Source organism: Candidatus Pelagibacter sp. HIMB1495, assembly GCF_052047955.1.
Taxonomy (GTDB): Bacteria; Pseudomonadota; Alphaproteobacteria; order Pelagibacterales; family Pelagibacteraceae; genus Pelagibacter.
The window spans coordinates 433225-452452 of the sequence record NZ_JBNAIQ010000001.1; the positions used below are offsets into that span (position 1 = coordinate 433225).

Here is a 19228-nt window from a genome sequence, read left to right on the forward strand (position 1 = left end):
TTTTTATTTCCACTTTGCTAAGGGAGGTAATGACATTAAAATTCCTTCAACATTACCACCAGTTTGTAATCCAAATTTAGTTCCTCTGTCATACAGTAAATTAAATTCTGCGTAACGACCTCTCTTAATATACTGCTTCTCTTTTTCTTTTAAAGACCATTTTTTGTTAATTTTTTTTCTAATAATTTCATTAAAAATCATTTGAAAAGTAATACCAACATCTCTTACAAATTTAAAATCTTTTTCGAAATTATCATTTTTATAATCAAAAAAAATTCCCCCAATTCCTCTAGCTTCTTTTCTGTGGGGTAAATAAAAATATTCATCGCACCATTTTTTATATTTTTTATAATAATTTTTATTATGTTGATCACACATTAACTTTAAAGTTTTATGAAATTTATTTTTTTCATTATCATCTTTGATGGCTGGGGTTACATCCATTCCCCCTCCAAACCAATTTTTTTGAGTGCTGATATATCTTGTATTAAAATGCATAGCTGGAATGTGTGGATTTTGCATATGCATAACTATTGAAATTCCTGAAGCCCAAAATCTAGGATCTTTCTCAGCTCCTGGTATATTTTTTTGAAATTTTTTAGGAAATTTTCCATATACCTTTGAGAAATTTACTCCTACTTTTTCAAAAATTTTTCCATTTTTTAAAATTCTATATTCACCACCTCCTTCATCTTTTTCAGAGTTTCTTTTCCAAGAAGTTGATACAAATTTTATTTTGTTGTTTTCTAATTCAAGTATGTCATTACAAATTGCATTTTGTAATAATTTGAACCAATTGCTAGCTAGGTCTTTTTTAATTGAATTGTCCATATTACATTAAATTATTTTGCCTTAAACTTTCAGCCAAAACTATTGCAACTGAGGATGCTATATTTAGAGATCTCGCATTTTCATTCATTGGAATTTTTAGACGATCACCAATCAGCTTATGAACCTTCTCTGGAACACCAGCACTCTCTCTTCCAAATAATATCGTATCATCAGCTTTAAAATTAAATTTAGTATAATTTATAGAACCCTTTGTTGTCATTAAAACAATTCTTTGATTCTTTTTTTCTTCAAAAAAATGTTCTGCACTTTGGTAGAATTTAATTTTACCATAGTCCATGTAGTCCATGACAACTCTTTTAAACCTTTTGTCAGATAATAAAAATCCACAAGGCTCAATAATTTCTAATTCCGCCCCTAAACAGGCACACGTTCGTATAATTGCAGCTGTATTCTGTGGAATATCTGGCTCGTATAGTGAAATTTTAGGTCTAGGTTTCATCCGTAATGTGTCATTCTTTCAGTAGAAAAATTACTGTTATCTTATAAGAAATCGTATATTAAATTAATTTTTTAACAAAAAACTATTTAAAATGTCAGATAAAAAGCCAAAAAAAAGAAGAGATTTTTTATTTACAGCGACCACAGCTGTAGGTGCAGTTGGAGCTGCAGCAGTAGTGTGGCCCATGGTAGATCAAATGAACCCAGATGCTTCAGTTAAAGCATTAGCAAGTACCGAGGTAGATGTAAGTTCAGTCAAACCTGGAAACACAATTACAGTTCTATGGAGAGGAAAACCAGTTTTTATTAGAAGAAGAACACAAGAAGAGATCGACGAAGCAAGATCTGTTAAAATGGAAGAATTAATTCATCCAGAAAAAGATGAGGATAGAGCAAAAAATCCTGAATGGTTAGTCATGCTTGGAGTTTGTACTCATTTAGGATGTGTGCCTTTGAATGACAAAGGTGATTATAATGGATGGTTTTGTCCTTGTCACGGATCTCACTACGATACCTCTGGGAGAATTAGAAAAGGACCAGCTCCTTGGAATATGGAAGTTCCAAAATATGAATTCGTAAACGCAAACACAATTAAAATAGGATAGTACAGCTGTTATGAGTGATCACGATTATCAACCTAAATCAAAAGTTGGTCAATGGTTTAATGATAGATTACCGTTACTAACTCTTGCAAACCATTTAACGGATTATCCTACTCCAAAAAATTTAAATTACTGGTGGACATTTGGAGGAATTTTAACTTTTTGCTTAATCACACAAATTATAACAGGATTAACTTTGGCAATGCATTACATTGCTCATGCTGACATGGCATTCGAAAGTGTTGAGCATATAATGAGAGATGTTAACTACGGATGGTTAATTAGATACATACATGCAAATGGTGCATCGATGTTTTTTCTTGCTGTGTATATTCATATCTTTAGATCGTTATTTTATGGTTCTTACAAAGCACCAAGAGAAATAATTTGGATTATAGGTATAGTAATTTACTTGTTAATGATGGCAGCTGCATTCATGGGCTACGTCTTACCTTGGGGACAAATGAGTTTCTGGGGAGCAACTGTTATTACGAATTTATTTAGTGCAATCCCGTTAGTAGGTGAGGGAATTGTAACATGGTTATGGGGTGGATACTCAGTTGATAATCCAACTTTAACAAGATTTTTTACTCTACATTATTTAATCCCATTCTTAATAGCAGGACTTGTAATTTTACATATATGGGCTCTGCATGTACCTGGAAATAATAATCCAGTTGGTATTGATATCAAAAAACCATCTAAGGATACTGTCCCATTCCATCCATACATTGTTATTAAAGATGGTTTTGCATTATTAATGTTTATGATTGTTTTTGCATTTTTTGTTTTTTATACGCCTAATATTTTGGGTCACGCAGATAATTACATAGAGGCAAATCCTATGGTAACTCCAGCTCATATAGTTCCAGAATGGTATTTGTTACCTTTTTACGCAATACTAAGATCGGTACCGGATAAACTACTTGGAGTAATTGCAATGCTATCTGCTATTTTAATACTTGCAGCTTTACCTTGGCTAGATACTTCAAAAATTAGATCAGCAGTATTTAGACCTTTGTATAAACAGTTTTACTGGATTTTAGTAGCAGACGTTTTAATTCTTGGTTACATGGGAGCAATGCCTGCAGAAGGTCTTTATTTATTAATTGCAAGAGTAGCCACTGCCTATTATTTCTTACATTTCTTGGTTATTCTCCCTGTGCTTGGATTTAAAGAGAGAACATTACCTGTTCCACTAAGTATAACAGAGCCTATTTTAGGTGGATCACCAAACTTAGCAGCCGCAAAACACAGAGAAAGTAAAATAAAATAAAGTGAAAAAGTTATTTAAACTAATTTTAATACTTTCATTTTTTTCTCTAAATAGTGTCCAAACATTTGCTGCGGAAAAAGTAGATTATCTTAAAACAGATTGGAGTTTTAAAGGTCTTTTTGGAAAATTTGATAGAGCAGCTCTTCAAAGAGGATATCAAGTTTATACGGAAGTTTGTGCTTCTTGCCATTCAATGAAATATTTGAGCTATAGAAATTTATCAGAAGAAGGTGGACCAGAGTTTTCAGAGGCAGCTGCAAAAGCAATCGCTGCTTCTTTTGAAGTTACAGATGGACCAAACGCTGATGGTGAAATGTTTACTAGACCTGCAAAACTTTCGGATAAATTTGTAATGCCATACGAAAATGTAAAAGCCGCACAAGCAGCTAACGGAGGAGCTTATCCACCAGATATGTCTGTTTTAGTTAAAGCTAGAGGTGGTGGAGTTGATTATATTTATTCTTTACTTCAAGGCTATGAAGATCCACCAAGTGGAGTAACTTTGGATGATGGAGTTTATTACAACAAATATATGTATGGTAATAAGATCAGAATGGCAGCACCATTATCAGATGGAATTGTAGAGTACGGGGATGGTACTAATGCATCAGTTGAACAGATGTCAAAAGATGTAACAACATTTTTAATGTGGGCTGCGGAGCCTCACTTAGAAGCAAGACACCAAATGGGATTTAAAGCTATAGTATATTTGATTATTTTAACTATTTTAGTTTACTTTAGTATGAAGAAAATTTGGTCACGTGTTGAATCTGAAGTTTAATACATCTCCATCTTTAACAATATATTCTTTTCCTTCTAATCTCATTTTCCCGTTTGCTTTAGAATTTACCCATCCATCATTTGCTATAAAATCTTCATAAGAAATAGTTTCAGCTCGAATAAACCCTTTTTCAAAATCAGTATGTATTTCACCTGCTGCCTTAGGAGCTGTACAATTTTTTTTAATTGTCCATGCTCTTGTTTCTTCAGGACCTGATGTAAAATAAGTATCTAGCTCTAGAATATTGTAACCTTTTTGAATTAACATATTTAATCCAGTTTCTTTTAAACCTATCATTTCCATATAATTTTTTTTCTCTTCAGCAGGTAGCTCATTAATTTGATTTTCAATATCAGCGGATACAATTAGTGTATTTTCATTCCCAAATTTTTCTATGAAATCATTTGTATATTTATTACCATTTTGAACGCTTTGTTCATCGACATTACAAACATATATTTTTGGCTTAATTGATAATAAACCGCTTTGATTTAATTGCTTCGTATCAAATTGTGTTTTTAGAACTGAAATATCTTTATCATTATTTATGCAATCTAGAGCAATTTCTAAAATTTTAAGTTGTTCCTCATCTACATTTTTTTTGTTATTTTTTTCCAATCTTTTTTGAATACTTTCAAGATCTGCAAGCATCATTTCAGTTTCAATAATTTCCAAATCTCTCACTGGGTTTACATCAGGATTAACATTTTGGATATCATCTGAATCAAAACATCTAATCATATGAATTACAGCATCAACTTCTCTGATATGAGAAAGAAATTTATTTCCTAATCCTTCTCCTTTTGAAGCTCCTTTTACAAGACCAGCAATATCAACGAATGAAATTGTAGTATTAATTACCTTTTTAGAGTTAGAGACTTTTGATAATTTAGACAATCTTTCATCTGGTACGGGAACTACACCAACATTTGGATCAATTGTACAAAATGGAAAGTTAGCTGCTTGTGCTTTACTAGAATTTGTTAGTGCATTAAAAAGCGTAGACTTACCAACATTTGGCAAACCAACAATTCCACATTTAAAACTCATTATTTATTATTAACTGTACTTGAAAATAGATCTAATTTTTTTTCAATTAATATTGAAATTGACTCAGTAATATTATTTGTAATTTTTTCTAATCTAACCATTTCATCTTCATCAAAGTTTTGAAGTACAAAATCACTTACTTCCATATTATCTTTTGGTTTCCCAATACCAATTCTCACTCTAGAATAATCTTTACCAATAAATTTATCTATTGAAGCTATACCATTATGACCTGCACTAGATCCACCAAACTTAGCTTTTATTTTTCCAAATTCCACATCCAAATCATCATGAAAAACTATGACATCCTCGGCATCAATTTTAAAATATTCTATTAATTCTCTTATACAAATTCCTGAATTATTCATGAAAGTTAAAGGTTTAATTGCATATATTTTTTTGTCTCCAACATTTCCTGTTGTAAGCAAACCTTTAAATTTTGGTTTCTGTTTTGATAGGCCAAATTTTTTATTTATTGAGTCTATAATTTTAAAACCTAGATTATGTCTATTATTTTCACTATCGGGCGTTGGGTTACCTAGTCCTACAAATAAAAGCATAAAAATTTTTTAATGGAAAACAAACTTCAGTCTAAATAATTTATTTTTTTTCTTCAGCAGGCTTCTCTTCGCCTTCAGCAGCTGGTTTATCGCCTTCAGCTGGTGCAGCAGCCTCGGCACCCGCTTCACCCTCTGCAGCTTCAGCTTCAGCTGGTTTTTCTGGCTCTTTCATTACAGTTGGAGCCGCAAGTGTTGCAATAACGAAATCCCTACCTTGAATAGTTGGTACAACTTCAGGATCTAGATTAATTGACGATATTTTAAAACTTACTCCAATATCAATACCATCTAAATCAATTAAAAGATTGTCAGGTATTTTTTCACTTGGACATTTTAATTCAACTTTTCTTCTTACAATATTTAATACTCCACCTTTTTTTAATCCAGGTGATTTTTCATGATTAATAAATTTAACTGGAACCTCAATTCTAATTTTTAGACCAGGCACAACTCTTAAAAAATCAACATGTATAGGTTCGTCTGACAAGATGTGATATTTTACTTCTCTTGGAAGTACATTTTGTGGTTTACCGTTTACATTTAATGTAAGAATTGTAGATAAAAAATTTGAGTCTTCTAACATCGACTTTAGCAGTTTCTTAGATATAGAAACTTTTTCGTTTTGAGCTTCACCGCCGTAAATTATAGCCGGAACTTCTCCATTATCTCTTAGTGAGTTAAGCTCGCCTTTTGTTTTAGTATCTCTGATGTTAGCTTCTAAAGTATTCATAAAAACAAGGGTTTTTAGCTCAAGATCCTTAATAACACAAGGTAATTATTTAAATAAATCAGATACAGAAGTAGAATTTGATATTCTTTTAATTGCTTCACCCATTAGCCCTGAAATAGATAAAACTTCAATGTTTTTTGCACCTTTTATTTTGTCACTATTATCAATTGTGTCTGTAATTACTAAATTTTTGATAACAGAATTTTTAATTTTTTTGACCGCTTCACCACTAAGTACACCGTGAGTAATATAAACGTAAACTTCTTTTGCACCTCTATCTTTTAGAGCTTTAGCTGCATTTACAATTGTTCCACCCGAGTCGATGATATCGTCTACAATTATACATGTCTTACCTTTTACATCCCCAATCACATTCATAACCTGAGATTGTCCTGGCTTAGGTCTTCTTTTATCTACTATAGCTAGACCAACATTTAAAAGTTTTCCAAGAGATCTTGCTCGCTCAGTACCACCCACATCTGGAGCAACACAAATCATATTTTTACTTTTAATTTTTTTCTTAACGTGTCTTGCAAAAATAGGAGTAGCAAACAAGTTATCTACTGGAATATCAAAAAATCCTTGAATTTGTCCTGCGTGCAAATCCACTGTTACAACACGATCTGCTCCTGCTTTTGTAATCAGGTTAGATACTAGTTTTGCTGAAATGGAAGTTCTTGGGACAACTTTTCTATCTTGTCTTGCATAACCAAAATATGGAATTACAGCAGTTATATTTTTGGCAGATGATCTTTTTAAAGCATCTATGCATAATAAAAGTTCCATTAAGTTATCGTTAGCTGGTGAAGAAACAGATTGAATAATAAAAATACTATTTCCTCTTATGTTTTCATTAATCTCAACATAAATTTCACCATCAGAAAAATTTCTAATACTTGAATTGACTAATTTAGATTTTAAATATTTAGCAATATTCTTACTAAGAGGTTTATTGCTATTTCCTGATAATAATTTCATGAAAAAAACCTAATTAAGCACAATTATTGAAATATTTCTACCATAATCAGCATGATTTAAACTTTTTGATCTTCTAGCACTAAAAAATTTATTTTTAGCATCGAATGTATCAACGTCAATTTTTTCTATTTTTTTCACACTAGACTGAAGAATTAATGATTTAACATAACTAGATAAGTTAAAATATAACTTTTCTTTACCCATTTTAAAAAATTTATGATTAGTTTTGTCTTTTCTTATAAATTTTTTATAAAAATCTTTTTGAACTTCATAATTTTTGACTGATATTGATGGACCTATAACTGCTGTAATATTTTTTGTTTTAGACCCTCTCTTAACCATAAATTTAATAACTTTTGATATAATTCCCTTAAAGGCACCTTTCCATCCTGAATGAATTGCAGCTATTATTTTTCTCTGACTGTCAAAAATAAGTATTGGTACACAATCTGCAGTCAAAACCGCAATAGGTAAATTTACTTGGTCAGTAATAATTGCATCAGCCTTAGGTTTTTTTTTTGATTTATACTTTTTGTCAATAAACACGAATTTATTACTATGAATTTGATTAAGTAAAAAAATATTTTTTGAGTTCTTAGAAATTTTTTTCCTTACAATATTTAAATTTTTTTTTACACTTGCACTATTGTCATTTGAACCTGGACCACAATTTAAACTTTTATAAATATTTTTTGATACACCACCGATGCTATTAAAAAAACCATGTTTAATAGTTTTATTTTTTGAAAGCTTTTTAGATTTAATCAATTTGAAAACCTGTTTTAAATTTATTGTTTTTAATTTTAATCAACATTACCTTAAATAACTCTCCCATTTGTTTCTCATCAATTAAACGTCTAATTCTATAAAATAGATCTGTTTTTTGTGAGAAGGCTATATTATTACTTACAATCTCTGCTCTCTGCAAAATTCCCATACTTGTTAAGAATTTTTTTTGATTAGTAATTAGATGATCTAGTTTTTCAAATTGATTAATATAATTAGCATATAAATTAAAATTTAAATTGTATGTGATATCAGAGTCGCCAATATCTTCTAATATGTTTGAAAATTTATGATCCTTTATTGCTTGAATAGTATTTTTAATTTTCAGATCTAAATATCCATAATCAATTATTAAAAGTCCACCATCTCTGTTCTCAATAATTTTACAAATTTTCTCTAGATATTTAAACGCTTCCGGAGAGTATTCAATAACATCTTGGTCTTTAGATATTTCAAATTTAAGTTCTTGCTCTATTGTTTTAATATCAACTTCTTTATCATTGAACTCAGCCTTTTTGTAAGTTTTTAAATTAACATACCTTTCAAACCAATTATTCTCCTTTTTAAAAAATTGCTTTATTGGAAGTGCATCAAAAAATTCGTTTGCAAGATAAATGCAAGGAAATGCGTTATCGATTTCAACTTCATTTACCCAGATTATTTTTTCAGAATTTAAATTTTTTTTTTGTTCATTGATTAAATATGAGCTTTTTTCATGAATCATTAAATTACAGGAGTTAAAACAATCTGGAAAATTCTTTAATGTTTCAGACACAACTTTCATCATTTCTCCATTACCAGCGCCAAGTTCAATTAAGTTAAATTTTTTAGGTGAACCGATGCTTTTCCAAAAAGTTATTACCCAAATCGCAATTATTTCTGAAAATAGCCTTGTGATGTTGGGAGACGTAATAAAATCACCTTCCTTTCCAAAGGGATTTTTTTTCATATAATAACCATTTTCTTTATCGTAAAGAGCGTGATTGATAAATTGATCTAGAGGTAAATTAGTAGACTTGTTCATTTTTTTTCAAAAAGAAAATAATTAATGCAATTATCAAAAAGATAAAACTTATTAACTGACCCATAGTTAAATTGAATATTAGGTATCCCAATTGATCATCTGGAACTCTAAAAAATTCAACAAAAAATCTAAAGATTGAATAGAAAATTAAAAATAATCCAGAAATTAATCCAGCTTTTTCAAAATTTGCTCTACTTCTAAAATAAACTAAAATTAAAAATAAAATTAAACCTTCTAATAATGCCTCATAAATTTGTGAGGGATGTCGTGGTTGATTATCTATTTGTATAAATGTAACAGCCCAAGGTAAATTAGTTATAGTTCCATAAAGTTCAGAATTTATAAAATTTGCAATTCTTCCAAAAAATATTCCAATAGGTGCAACAAGAGCGACGACATCTAAATATAAAAACGCATTTTGATTATTTTTTTTTGCAAACAATATAGTTACGATAACAATACCAATTACTCCTCCATGAAAAGACATTCCACCTTCCCATACTTTTAAAATATCTAATAGATTATTGATATAGAATTCAAAATTATAAAATAATACATATCCAATTCTTCCACCTAAAATAATTCCAATGATTAAGTACGTTATATAATCATCAAAGTTTTTATTTATTTCAGAATTCTTTAAGAATAGTTTTTTTGCTATTAACCATCCAAATAAAATACCTGCAATATAAGCTAGCGAATACCATCTAATTTCCAAAGAAAATATTTCTATTGCAACTGGGTCAAAATTATTGATGAACATTTTAAATAATATCTATATTGTATATCTCAAATATGAAAAATTCTAAATTTATAATTGATAAATTTGCAAAACTACTAGAGCAGGGATTAATAACTTCAAAAGATTTATCATCTGAAATCTTAAATATATTTAAATCAAAGAGAGATGAATTTGTTTTTAAAATGAAACTTACTAGTAAGGATGAATTTGAGATTCTTTCAAAGAGAGTAGAAAATTTAGAAAATAAAATTTCAAAATTAGAAACAAAAAAAAAGAGGAAAACTAGACTGGCAAAAAGATCTTAACTCTTAGCCCATTAAATTTTGATTTTTCCAGCATAATGTTTCCACCATGGGATTTGATAATATCAGAAGCAATTGATAATCCTAATCCAACACTAGATTTTGAATCATTTCTTCCTTTGTCCATCTTGTAAAAAGGTTTAAATACGTTTTCATGTTCTTTTTTAGGTATCCCAGGGCCATCATCATCAATAATTATAAATAGATTTGTATTTTTTTTATTTAGGCTTATTTCAACTTTGTTTGCATATTTTAATCCGTTATCAATCAGGTTATTTAAAGATCTATTGATAAGGTTCTTTCTACCATTAATGTAAATTCTAGGAATTAAATTATGAGAAATGTTTTTATTATTATATTTTTTTATAATTTCCTCTATTAGTTCTGAAAGGTTAAACATTTCGTCCTTCTCAACATACGATGAACTTGTAAATTGCAGATATTCATTAAGCATTTTTTCCATTTCGTTAATATCATCTGTTAACTTATCAACTGCATCTTTATCTTTAAGAAAAGCTAATTGTAGCTTCATTCTTGTTAAAGGAGTTCTTAAATCATGACTAATACCCGATAACATTTCAGTTCTCTGATTAAGATGTCTTTCAATTCTCTTTCTCATTTTGTCAAATTCATGACCTGCTTGACGTATCTCAAGTGCTCCTGAGGGTTTAAATTCTTCTATGTCTTCTCCTTTTCCAAATCTTTCAGCAGCTCGAGCTAAATTTGTAATTGGCCTCGTTTGGTTCTTTAAAAATATTAGTGAAATAATAACCATTATAATTGCAGGAACTGTAATCCATAGTGCAAATATTCTTGCAGAGGTACTAGTGACTCGATCTTTTGGAACTAAAAATTTAAAATATCCATCTTCATACTTTATTCTTAAATCAACTAGTTCTTTATAGTTTGTAGTATTAAACCAGAAGATCTCAGGAGAAAATTTAGACTTCAATTCTCTTCTTAAAGTTCGATCAATTGGACTAAACCATCTTTCTTTATTTTGATCACTTAATTTTTCATCAACAACTAATTCAATATTTAAATCTAGAAATAATGAAAAAAGGTTTGTTACTTCTTGTTTATCATTTTCTTCATTTTGATAAGCTTCTACAAAAGCACTAATTTCATTAACCAGAGTTCTGGTCATACCTTTATTAGTTTTAATCCACAAACTATCAAAGAAAACAATGGTGATTATCAATTGGATAGTAATTACAGGGACCGCAACAATTAAGAGTGCTCTATAAAATAATCTTTTTGGTAAAACTTTTTTAAAAAAATTACTCAATCCAGAGAACATATCCTGCACCTCTAATTGTTTGCAAAAACTTAGGACTTTTTTGGTCTATTTCAATTTTTTTTCTCAATCTAGTAATAATAACATCAATGGATCTTTCTTTATCAAGATTAATCAATTTTCCTATGTCTTCTCTCGAAAATGTTTTTCCAGGACTATTAATCATTTTTTCTAAAATTGTCTTTTCAGTATTATTAATTTTAAATTCTTTTTGATCTCTAATAATTAAAAGTTTATTTAAGTCGATTTTGACATTTTCAAATTCAATAATTCTTTTTTGCTCAGTTTTTTTTGTTTTATCTAAAATGTTTTTAATTCTTAGAATTAATTCTTTAGGTTCAAATGGTTTAGGTAAATAATCGTCTGCACCCACCTCAAGACCTTCTATTCTTTCCTTAGCTTCTCCTTTAGCAGTAAGAAGTATTATCGGAGTATCTAGATTTTTTTTATTTTCTTCTATAAATTCTAATCCATTCTTTCCAGGCATCATTATATCAAGCACAATTAAATCAAACTTTATTATTTTTATTTTCTCTGAAGCATCTTCAGCACTGTCAGCTGTAGTAACTAAATAATTATTTTCGTTTAAAAATTTCTTTACTAATGATCTAATACCATCGTCGTCATCAACTACTAAAATATGAGCTAAAAAATTATCCATTAATTATTTTATTTAATACATTGTCAAAATTAACAACTTCTTCTGAAGTTGAATTTAAAAGAGCAGAATAAATTCTTTTTTTTTGTAAATTAAAAATTTCTTCAAATATTTTCTTTCCTTTTTCGTTTAAAAACACATGTTTAACCCTTGTATCCTGATCATTTTTCTTAAATATGACGATATCTAACTTTATTAAATCTTTTAAAACTCTGTTGAGGCTCTGCTTAGTTACTTTTAATTTTTTTAGAAGATCTGAAATAGAGATACCTTCATAAGATGAAATTAGGTGAATAACCTTATGGTGGGCTACACCAATTGAATATTTATCTAAAATTTTTTTAGAGTCAGAAAATGTCTCTCTGTAACTAACAAATAATTTTTCAATTAAACCCTTAAGTTGATCGTCTTTAAGATATAAAAGTTCTTTCATAATGGGTAAGTTATATTGACATATCAAAGATACAAAGATATTTTTCACTGATATTTTAAAATATTTTCACTAATGATACCGTACGATAAAAGATCTGGAAAAATTTGGTACAACGATGAACTTGTTGATTGGGGAGATGTAAAACTCCATGTGTTAAGTCATGGTTTGCATTATGCGAGTTGTGTATTTGAAGGTGAAAGAGTTTATGATGGCTCTATTTTTAAATTAGAGGAACATACATCTAGATTTTTTCATTCTGCTAGAAGAATGGGTTTTGAAATTCCTTATACTGAAGAGCAAATAAATACTGCTTCAAATAAAATAATTGCAACTCAGAATGTAGAAAATGGATATGTAAGACCAGTAGCTTGGAGAGGCACTGAAATGATGGCCATATCAGCACAACAAACAAAAATTCATGTTGCGATTGCAACTTGGGAGTGGGGATCTTACTTTGATCCAAAACTAAAAGTTGAAGGCATCAAATTAAATATTTCAAACTGGAGAAGACCAGCTCCCAATACTATACCTTGGGATACTAAAGCATCAGGTTTGTATATGATTTGCACATTATCAAAACATGAAGCTGAAAAACAAGGTTACACAGATTCTTTAATGTTGGATCACGAAGGAAATATTGCTGAAGCAACAGGGGCTAATGTATTTTTTAAAGATAAAAATGGAGAAATTCACACACCAATTCCAGATTCATTCTTAGATGGAATTACGAGAAGAACTGTAATTGGAATTGCAAAATCAAAAAATATAAAAGTACATGAAAGAAAAATTAGTCCAACAGAACTTCCTAACTTTGTAGGATGCTTTTTAACAGGAACTGCTGCTGAAGTTACACCTGTATCTTGTATTGCAGAAAATCAATTCAAAGTTTGTGATACCATCATCGATCTTAATGAAAGCTATCAAGCGCTGGTGAGAAAGAAAAAAGCAGCTTAATCTTTGTTATCTTCAGATATTGCGTGATCAATACCCTTTCGTAAATAATCATAACCTGTAAATAAAGTAAGCGCAGCTGATAACCATAAAAGAATAATTCCAATAGTTTGAGCATTATAATTTTCAAAGTTGATTATTTTGTTTCCAGTATCTCCTGAAAGCAGAAGACCAATAGCAACCATTTGTAACACTGTTTTGAGTTTAGCAAGATTTGAAACTGGAAGTTTAATCTGACCTTTTGCTAAAAATTCTCGTAATCCAGAAATTAAAATTTCTCTAGTTAAAATTATTATAGCTGCAATAACCTCATAATTTCTGATTGTTCCATCCATCACCAGTAAAATTAGAGCTGTAGCGACTATAATTTTATCTGCAATTGGATCTAATAGTTCTCCCAATTTAGACTCTTGTCCTAACATTCTAGCTAACATGCCATCTAAGAAATCTGTAAATGAAGCAATTATAAATAAAATTAAAGCAGTTAAATCACCATAAAAACCTGGGAGATAAAATGCTAAAACAAAGAAGGGTACAATTATTATTCTCCCTATTGTCAGAATATTTGGAATTTTTTTTAACATAATTATTCGTGAAAGAAGTTATATATCTTTTTTGCTACTTTTTCTTCAACACCTTCAACAGATTTAATTTCATCTAAACTAGCAGACTCAACAGATCTTGCTGACCCAAAATGGTTTAACAGTGCTCTTTTTCTAATTGCTCCAATACCCTCAATTTGGTCCAGTAAAGATTTACTAATTCCTTTTTTTCTCTTTGCTCTATGGGCACTGATTGCAAATCTGTGTGATTCATCTCTTATCCTTTGAAGGAAGAATAGAGTGGGGTCATTTTTTGAGAATTTATATTCTTTGCCATTGTGAAAGAATGTTTCATTTCCACTATTACGAAATTTACCTTTTGCTATTGCAATAATTGGAATGTCGTGAAGCCCCAACTCATTCAAACTTTCTCTAGCTACTGAATATTGTCCTTTTCCTCCATCAACTAATACTAAATCAGGAAAAGAGAGATAATTATCTTTTTCCTGAACAGCACGTTTAAACCTTCTGTTTAATACTTCTCTCATCATACCGTAATCATCTTGCTCATTTTTTTTGTGCTTGATGTTGAACTTTCGATATCTTTTTTTAATAAATCCCTCATCACCATATGCAATTAAAGCCCCAACACTATTTGTTCCTTGGATATGACTGTTATCATAAACCTCAATTAAATTTATATTTGTCTCAAGATTGAATTTCTTTGCAACTTCATCAAAAAGTTCTCGATTATTCTGACTTTCATAAAGTTTTCTATTCAAACTATCTTTTGCATTTTTTATTGCTTGATTAACTACTTTTAATTTTGAGCCTTTTTTAGCAACACTGATATTAATTTGTTTTCCCTCTTTTTGAGTTAAAGTTTTTTCAATTAAAACTTTTTCTTTTATTTCTTCAGATAATATTATTGCAGAAGGCACACTTTTATTTTCATAAAATTGTGAAACAAATGAGTTTAAAATATCTCCTAATTTTTCATCTGGGTCATGTTTTGGAAAAAAAGCTTGGTTACCCCAATTTTGCTTTGAACGATAAAAAAATACTTGAATACAAGTTTTGCCAGACTCTTTGTATCCAGCAATAACATCTGCCTCTACTAAATTTGCCTCATTAATTCTTTGAGAAGATTGAATAATATTTAAAGCTTTAATTCTATCTCTTAAAATTACTGCTTTTTCAAATTCCAATTCCTCACTTGCCCTTTCCATTTGACTTGAAAGATTTTTTTGAATTTTCCTTGATTTACCTGATACAAATTCAATGGCATCATCAACTGTTTGTTGATAATCATTTTTTTCAACATAACCAACACATGGACCAGAACATCTTTTAATTTGATAAAGGATACAAGGTCTTTCTCTATTTTTAAAAACAGTATCATCACAAACTCTTAGATGAAAAATTTTTTGGATCATCTTAATTGTCCAGTTAGCCGAACCTGCTGATGCGAAAGGTCCGAAATAAAATCCTTCTTTTGTCTTTTTTCCTCTATGTCTTTTGATTTGTGGCCATTTATCCTTGTTACCAATAAAGATGAATGGAAATGACTTATCATCCCTTAATAAAATATTGAATTTTGGTTTAAATTTTTTAATTAGGTTTGCTTCTAATAGTAACGCTTCACTTTCATTTGAAGTAGTCGTTATCTCTAATTTTCTTGTTTGAGACAACATTCTCTCTGTTCTAATTATGTGATTTTTTTCAGATACATAACTTTTAAGTCTATTAGGAAGATTTTTTGCTTTTCCTACATAAAGAATTTCATTTTTTTCATTTAACATCCTGTAGACACCAGGAAGTTTAGGTACTAGCGAAAGTTCTTTTTTAATTACCTCTTTTCCTATTTCAGAGCTTATCATGACTTCTTTTTTTGGTAATTTGAATACCAACAGATGAACATTGCTTAAGAATTTCTAATTTCTCAATTTTCAGCATTATTTTAGCAATTCTTTGATCTTTGAATAATTCATCAAATACAGCCTCAGCTAATGTTTCAAGAAAGTTGTAATGTTTTTTTTTAACAAGTTTTGTGATCAATTTTACAATTGTTCCATAATTTACAATCGACTTTATATCTTTATCACTTGATGGCTTTTTATCCTCGTAATCAATCTCTAGGCTAAATTTAACTTTTTGTGGTTTTTTCTTTTCAAAGTCATAATAGCCAAGTTTTAAATTTAAGATTAGTTCATTAATTAGAATTTTCTTTTCGTAATTAAAAAGACTTTTGTTTTTATCAATTTTTACAATTTTAAAATTACTTCTTTTCATTCTTTGCCCATTATATCTGGTGTTTGCCAGTTTAAATTTTGCCCACTATCTATTGCTAAAACTTGACCTGTAATAGATATATTTTTTATAAAAAAGTCAACAGCATTACATATTTGTTCAACATCAACTTGTCTTTTTAGTGGGGTTGCTAAATACTGTTTTCTAAAATGTTTTTCAGATTGTCTTTGATTTTTAATAGTTGGGCCAGGCGCTATACCGTTTACTCTAATCTTTGGAGCTAAACTCATAGCACTAGTTTTAGTCAATGTATAAAGTCCAGTTTTACTTATGGTATAGGAAAAAAAATATGGAGTTAGTTTAAATACTCTTTGATCAATAATATTAATTATATTGTTATTTTTTCCTTTAACATTTTTTGCAAACTCTTTTGATAATAATGCAGGTGTTCTTAAATTTGTTCTTAAATGTTGCCCCCAACTATCTGTTGTAAAGTTTTCTAATTTATCATTTTCAAACAAAGAGGCATTATTGATTAGACAATCAAAGTATTTAAGTTTTGATTTTGCGTATTTTACAATTTTATTTACATCATTTTCTTTACTCAAATCACCTCTAACCAAGTAAACTTTAGTACCATTATTTGATAGTTCTTTTTTTAATTTCTCAGCTTTTAATTTTGATTTATTGAAATGAATTAAAATTTCTTTATTAGGACCAGATAATTTTTTTGCAATTGCAGCACCAATTCTTGTTGCTCCACCTGTTATAATTATTTTCCGTGCTTCCATTTTTTATCTCTTTTTTTTGTAACTTTTGTTCCAGGCATTCCCATTGTTGATCGACCTTTAGGATAAAGTTTATTTTTTACATCATACTGCCTTATTTTGGGATTTAATGTAATTTCTAATTCACTGCTTTCTAATTTTCTTATTTCATCTCTAATTTTAGCAGCTTCTTCAAATTCAAGATTAGATGCAGCTTCTTTCATCTTTTTATCTAGTGCTTTGAGGTGTTTTTTTAAGTTTCCTCCAACATTAGAGCCCTCACTTATTTTTACATAATCCTTTTCATAAACACTTTCTAAAATGTCACTTATTTCTTTTTTAACTGATGTAGCACTAATTTTATGTTTTTTATTGTAAGCTATTTGAATATTTCTTCTTCTATCAGTTTCAGCAACTGCCTTTTTTATACTTTTAGTCTCTTTATCAGCATACAAAATAACTTTTCCATCTACATTTCTTGCTGCTCTTCCTATTGTTTGAATGAGAGAAGTTTCTGATCTTAGAAAACCTTCTTTGTCTGCATCTAAAATTCCAACTAATGCACATTCAGGAATATCAAGACCTTCTCTTAATAAGTTGATACCAACTAAAACATCGAATACACCCATCCTCAAATCTCTCATTATTTCAATTCTCTCTAAAGTATCGATATCTGAGTGAAGGTACCTGACTTTAATTCCATTTTCATGAAGATATTCAGTTAAATCTTCTGCCATTTTCTTGGTAAGAGTTGTGACTAAAACTCGATGATTGTTTTCAATCACTCTTTTGCATTCGTGCATCAAATCATCTACCTGATTTTTTGCAGGTCTAATTTCAACTACAGGATCAATTAGTCCAGTTGGTCTGATAACTTGATCAATAAATTTCCCTTTTGTTTGCTCTAGTTCCCATGGTCCTGGTGTTGCAGATACAAATACAGTTTGAGTTCTCATTAAATCCCACTCTTCAAACTTTAATGGCCTATTATCCATGCATGATGGCAGTCTAAAACCATATTCTGCAAGAGTACTTTTTCTTGATCTATCTCCTTTATACATTCCATTAAGTTGTGGAACAGTCACGTGACATTCATCAACAAATATTAATGTGTTATCTGGAAAATATTCAAATAGAGTAGGAGGGGGTTCTCCCGGTTTTCTTCCAGATAAAAATCTTGAATAGTTTTCAATTCCAGCACAAGAACCAGTTGCTTCAATCATTTCTAAATCAAACTTAGTTCTTTCTTCTAACCTTTGAGCCTCTAATAATTTATTTTCTGCTCTATGTTTTTTTAAAGTTATTTCTAATTCTTTTTTAATATTAATAACTGCCTGTTCGATTGTGGGCTTAGGAGTTATGTAATGACTATTCGCATAGACTTTTACTAAACTTAGTTCTCTAACTTTATCACCAGTTAAAGGATCAAACTCTTCAATTTGTTCTAATTTATCTCCAAATAGACAAAGCCTCCAAGCTCTATCTTCTAGATGGGAGGGAAATATTTCTAAATATTCTCCTCTTGCTCTAAATGTTCCTCTATAAAAATTTTGATCATTTCTTTTGTATTGTAAAGCTACTAAAGATTTAATTATTTCTTCTCTGTTGTAATCATTATTTTTTTGAAGAGTTAGCGTCATTTTACTGTACGCCTCAACAGAACCTAATCCATAAATACATGAAACACTTGCTACAATTAAAACATCATCTCTTTCCAAAAGAGATCTGGTTGCAGAGTGTCTCATTCGATCAATTTGTTCATTAATCGATGCCTCTTTTTCTATATAAGTGTCAGATCTTGGAACATAAGCCTCCGGTGTATAATAGTCATAATAAGAGACAAAGTACTCAACTGCATTATCTGGAAAAAATGTTTTCATTTCTCCATAGAGTTGTGCTGCAAGTGTTTTGTTTGGAGCAAGTATCAATGCTGGTCTATTAGTAGCCTCGATTACTTTTGCCATTGTAAAAGTTTTTCCAGATCCTGTAACTCCAAGTAATACTTGATTAAATTGATCTTTATTTGCACCATTTACTAATTTCTTAATAGCTTCTGGTTGATCACCTGCAGGTTTAAAATCAGATTTAATTTTGAATTTTTTTCCACCTTCGAGTTTTCCACCAATTTTAGGATTTTTACTCTGAATATCTGTAATTAAATCTTGATAAGTATTTTCCATATATTAAACAGCGTATTAGAATTTATTTA

The 19228-nt window shown here is 29.6% G+C and carries 22 protein-coding genes; 5 read left to right on the top strand and 17 right to left on the bottom strand.

Annotation, left to right across the window (positions count from 1 at the left end):
- Positions 1-3: 3 nt before the first annotated feature.
- Together hemF and ACTTAW_RS02315 are read right to left on the bottom strand one after the other, a co-directional pair.
- Positions 4-831 (bottom strand): oxygen-dependent coproporphyrinogen oxidase, encoded by an 828-nt coding sequence (hemF, locus tag ACTTAW_RS02310; RefSeq protein ID WP_440650959.1) that lies wholly within the window; start codon positions 829-831, stop codon positions 4-6.
- A 1-nt stretch (position 832) separates the two neighbouring features.
- Complete coding sequence (locus ACTTAW_RS02315) at positions 833-1291, bottom strand: tRNA (cytidine(34)-2'-O)-methyltransferase (protein WP_440650960.1); 459 nt, start codon at positions 1289-1291, stop codon at positions 833-835.
- A gap of 91 nt (positions 1292-1382) precedes the next feature.
- Between ACTTAW_RS02315 and petA the strand changes: the two genes are divergently transcribed.
- Genes petA through ACTTAW_RS02330 form a run of 3 tightly spaced genes read left to right on the top strand, consistent with a single transcriptional unit; the run spans position 1383 to position 3949 of the window.
- On the top strand, positions 1383-1895 hold the full coding sequence (gene petA, locus ACTTAW_RS02320; protein WP_075506393.1) for a ubiquinol-cytochrome c reductase iron-sulfur subunit: 513 nt from the start codon (positions 1383-1385) through the stop codon (positions 1893-1895).
- 10 nt (positions 1896-1905) lie between these two features.
- Positions 1906-3168: a cytochrome b gene (locus ACTTAW_RS02325; RefSeq protein WP_440613798.1), complete on the top strand. Its 1263-nt coding sequence runs from the start codon at positions 1906-1908 to the stop codon at positions 3166-3168.
- 22 nt (positions 3169-3190) lie between these two features.
- Complete coding sequence (locus ACTTAW_RS02330; RefSeq protein ID WP_440647128.1) at positions 3191-3949, top strand: cytochrome c1; 759 nt, start codon at positions 3191-3193, stop codon at positions 3947-3949.
- Here ACTTAW_RS02330 and ychF read toward each other — a convergent pair.
- Genes ychF through lgt form a run of 7 tightly spaced genes read right to left on the bottom strand, consistent with a single transcriptional unit; the run spans position 3926 to position 9840 of the window.
- Positions 3926-4999, bottom strand: a complete 1074-nt coding sequence (ychF, locus tag ACTTAW_RS02335; protein ID WP_440650961.1) for a redox-regulated ATPase YchF — start codon at positions 4997-4999, stop codon at positions 3926-3928. The genes ACTTAW_RS02330 and ychF overlap by 24 nt on opposite strands.
- A complete protein-coding gene (gene pth, locus ACTTAW_RS02340; protein WP_440650962.1) occupies positions 4999-5559 on the bottom strand; it encodes an aminoacyl-tRNA hydrolase in 561 nt (186 codons plus the stop codon). Before pth ends, ychF begins: the two co-directional genes overlap by 1 nt.
- 40 nt (positions 5560-5599) lie before the next feature.
- Positions 5600-6289 (bottom strand): 50S ribosomal protein L25/general stress protein Ctc, encoded by a 690-nt coding sequence (locus ACTTAW_RS02345; protein ID WP_440650963.1) that lies wholly within the window; start codon positions 6287-6289, stop codon positions 5600-5602.
- 45 nt (positions 6290-6334) lie between these two features.
- Complete coding sequence (locus tag ACTTAW_RS02350) at positions 6335-7267, bottom strand: ribose-phosphate pyrophosphokinase (RefSeq protein ID WP_440618924.1); 933 nt, start codon at positions 7265-7267, stop codon at positions 6335-6337.
- Positions 7268-7276: 9 nt separating this feature from the next.
- Entirely contained in the window at positions 7277-8035 is a 759-nt protein-coding gene (gene pgeF / locus ACTTAW_RS02355; RefSeq protein ID WP_440650964.1) for a peptidoglycan editing factor PgeF, read from the bottom strand.
- The gene (locus ACTTAW_RS02360) at positions 8028-9077 is read right to left on the bottom strand and encodes an SAM-dependent methyltransferase (protein WP_440650965.1); all 1050 of its coding nucleotides are present in this window, start codon (positions 9075-9077) and stop codon (positions 8028-8030) included. Before ACTTAW_RS02360 ends, pgeF begins: the two co-directional genes overlap by 8 nt.
- The gene (gene lgt, locus ACTTAW_RS02365) at positions 9061-9840 is read right to left on the bottom strand and encodes a prolipoprotein diacylglyceryl transferase (RefSeq protein WP_440650966.1); all 780 of its coding nucleotides are present in this window, start codon (positions 9838-9840) and stop codon (positions 9061-9063) included. The genes ACTTAW_RS02360 and lgt overlap by 17 nt, the downstream gene beginning before the upstream one ends.
- Positions 9841-9872: 32 nt before the next feature.
- On the opposite strand from lgt, the gene ACTTAW_RS02370 reads away from it, so the two are divergent.
- Entirely contained in the window at positions 9873-10124 is a 252-nt protein-coding gene (locus tag ACTTAW_RS02370) for a hypothetical protein (RefSeq protein WP_440650967.1), read from the top strand.
- On the opposite strand, the gene ACTTAW_RS02375 is transcribed toward ACTTAW_RS02370, so the two are convergent.
- From ACTTAW_RS02375 to ACTTAW_RS02385, 3 genes are read right to left on the bottom strand one after another with little or no spacing between them, the layout of a single operon-like run.
- The gene (locus ACTTAW_RS02375; protein ID WP_440650968.1) at positions 10102-11421 is read right to left on the bottom strand and encodes an ATP-binding protein; all 1320 of its coding nucleotides are present in this window, start codon (positions 11419-11421) and stop codon (positions 10102-10104) included. The two genes, ACTTAW_RS02370 and ACTTAW_RS02375, sit on opposite strands and share 23 nt — an antisense overlap.
- Positions 11402-12079: a response regulator gene (locus ACTTAW_RS02380; protein WP_440650969.1), complete on the bottom strand. Its 678-nt coding sequence runs from the start codon at positions 12077-12079 to the stop codon at positions 11402-11404. Before ACTTAW_RS02380 ends, ACTTAW_RS02375 begins: the two co-directional genes overlap by 20 nt.
- A complete protein-coding gene (locus ACTTAW_RS02385; RefSeq protein ID WP_428080895.1) occupies positions 12072-12509 on the bottom strand; it encodes a MarR family winged helix-turn-helix transcriptional regulator in 438 nt (145 codons plus the stop codon). The genes ACTTAW_RS02380 and ACTTAW_RS02385 overlap by 8 nt, the downstream gene beginning before the upstream one ends.
- 72 nt (positions 12510-12581) lie before the next feature.
- On the opposite strand from ACTTAW_RS02385, the gene ACTTAW_RS02390 reads away from it, so the two are divergent.
- The gene (locus ACTTAW_RS02390; RefSeq protein ID WP_075506379.1) at positions 12582-13463 is read left to right on the top strand and encodes a branched-chain amino acid aminotransferase; all 882 of its coding nucleotides are present in this window, start codon (positions 12582-12584) and stop codon (positions 13461-13463) included.
- On the opposite strand, the gene pgsA is transcribed toward ACTTAW_RS02390, so the two are convergent.
- The 5 genes from pgsA to uvrB are packed head-to-tail and all read right to left on the bottom strand — an operon-like array spanning position 13460 to position 19199.
- Complete coding sequence (gene pgsA, locus ACTTAW_RS02395; RefSeq protein ID WP_440613807.1) at positions 13460-14044, bottom strand: CDP-diacylglycerol--glycerol-3-phosphate 3-phosphatidyltransferase; 585 nt, start codon at positions 14042-14044, stop codon at positions 13460-13462. The two genes, ACTTAW_RS02390 and pgsA, sit on opposite strands and share 4 nt — an antisense overlap.
- Positions 14045-14046: 2 nt before the next feature.
- The gene (uvrC, locus tag ACTTAW_RS02400) at positions 14047-15882 is read right to left on the bottom strand and encodes an excinuclease ABC subunit UvrC (protein WP_440650970.1); all 1836 of its coding nucleotides are present in this window, start codon (positions 15880-15882) and stop codon (positions 14047-14049) included.
- Positions 15869-16294, bottom strand: coding sequence for a dihydroneopterin aldolase (locus tag ACTTAW_RS02405; protein WP_440613809.1), 426 nt, complete (start codon positions 16292-16294; stop codon positions 15869-15871). Before ACTTAW_RS02405 ends, uvrC begins: the two co-directional genes overlap by 14 nt.
- Positions 16291-17043, bottom strand: a complete 753-nt coding sequence (locus ACTTAW_RS02410; RefSeq protein WP_440650971.1) for an SDR family oxidoreductase — start codon at positions 17041-17043, stop codon at positions 16291-16293. The genes ACTTAW_RS02405 and ACTTAW_RS02410 overlap by 4 nt, the downstream gene beginning before the upstream one ends.
- Positions 17025-19199: an excinuclease ABC subunit UvrB gene (gene uvrB, locus ACTTAW_RS02415; protein ID WP_440650972.1), complete on the bottom strand. Its 2175-nt coding sequence runs from the start codon at positions 19197-19199 to the stop codon at positions 17025-17027. The genes ACTTAW_RS02410 and uvrB overlap by 19 nt, the downstream gene beginning before the upstream one ends.
- Between the last annotated feature and the right edge of the window lie 29 nt (positions 19200-19228).

Bases quoted from the DNA above. Each gene is read 5' to 3' on its own strand.
- uvrC (WP_440650970.1), bottom strand. From the start codon at position 15,882: ATGATAAGCTCTGAAATAGGAAAAGAGGTAATTAAAAAAGAACTTTCG.
- ychF (WP_440650961.1), bottom strand. From the start codon at position 4,999: ATGAGTTTTAAATGTGGAATTGTTGGTTTGCCAAATGTTGGTAAGTCT.
- ACTTAW_RS02370 (WP_440650967.1), top strand. From the start codon at position 9,873: ATGAAAAATTCTAAATTTATAATTGATAAATTTGCAAAACTACTAGAG.
- ACTTAW_RS02410 (WP_440650971.1), bottom strand. From the start codon at position 17,043: ATGGAAGCACGGAAAATAATTATAACAGGTGGAGCAACAAGAATTGGT.
- pgsA (WP_440613807.1), bottom strand. From the start codon at position 14,044: ATGTTAAAAAAAATTCCAAATATTCTGACAATAGGGAGAATAATAATT.
- ACTTAW_RS02360 (WP_440650965.1), bottom strand. From the start codon at position 9,077: ATGAACAAGTCTACTAATTTACCTCTAGATCAATTTATCAATCACGCT.
- ACTTAW_RS02405 (WP_440613809.1), bottom strand. From the start codon at position 16,294: ATGAAAAGAAGTAATTTTAAAATTGTAAAAATTGATAAAAACAAAAGT.
- hemF (WP_440650959.1), bottom strand. From the start codon at position 831: ATGGACAATTCAATTAAAAAAGACCTAGCTAGCAATTGGTTCAAATTA.
- ACTTAW_RS02350 (WP_440618924.1), bottom strand. From the start codon at position 7,267: ATGAAATTATTATCAGGAAATAGCAATAAACCTCTTAGTAAGAATATT.
- petA (WP_075506393.1), top strand. From the start codon at position 1,383: ATGTCAGATAAAAAGCCAAAAAAAAGAAGAGATTTTTTATTTACAGCG.
- uvrB (WP_440650972.1), bottom strand. From the start codon at position 19,199: ATGGAAAATACTTATCAAGATTTAATTACAGATATTCAGAGTAAAAAT.
- ACTTAW_RS02315 (WP_440650960.1), bottom strand. From the start codon at position 1,291: ATGAAACCTAGACCTAAAATTTCACTATACGAGCCAGATATTCCACAG.
- lgt (WP_440650966.1), bottom strand. From the start codon at position 9,840: ATGTTCATCAATAATTTTGACCCAGTTGCAATAGAAATATTTTCTTTG.
- ACTTAW_RS02345 (WP_440650963.1), bottom strand. From the start codon at position 6,289: ATGAATACTTTAGAAGCTAACATCAGAGATACTAAAACAAAAGGCGAG.
- ACTTAW_RS02380 (WP_440650969.1), bottom strand. From the start codon at position 12,079: ATGGATAATTTTTTAGCTCATATTTTAGTAGTTGATGACGACGATGGT.
- pth (WP_440650962.1), bottom strand. From the start codon at position 5,559: ATGCTTTTATTTGTAGGACTAGGTAACCCAACGCCCGATAGTGAAAAT.
- ACTTAW_RS02325 (WP_440613798.1), top strand. From the start codon at position 1,906: ATGAGTGATCACGATTATCAACCTAAATCAAAAGTTGGTCAATGGTTT.
- ACTTAW_RS02385 (WP_428080895.1), bottom strand. From the start codon at position 12,509: ATGAAAGAACTTTTATATCTTAAAGACGATCAACTTAAGGGTTTAATT.
- ACTTAW_RS02390 (WP_075506379.1), top strand. From the start codon at position 12,582: ATGATACCGTACGATAAAAGATCTGGAAAAATTTGGTACAACGATGAA.
- ACTTAW_RS02375 (WP_440650968.1), bottom strand. From the start codon at position 11,421: ATGTTCTCTGGATTGAGTAATTTTTTTAAAAAAGTTTTACCAAAAAGA.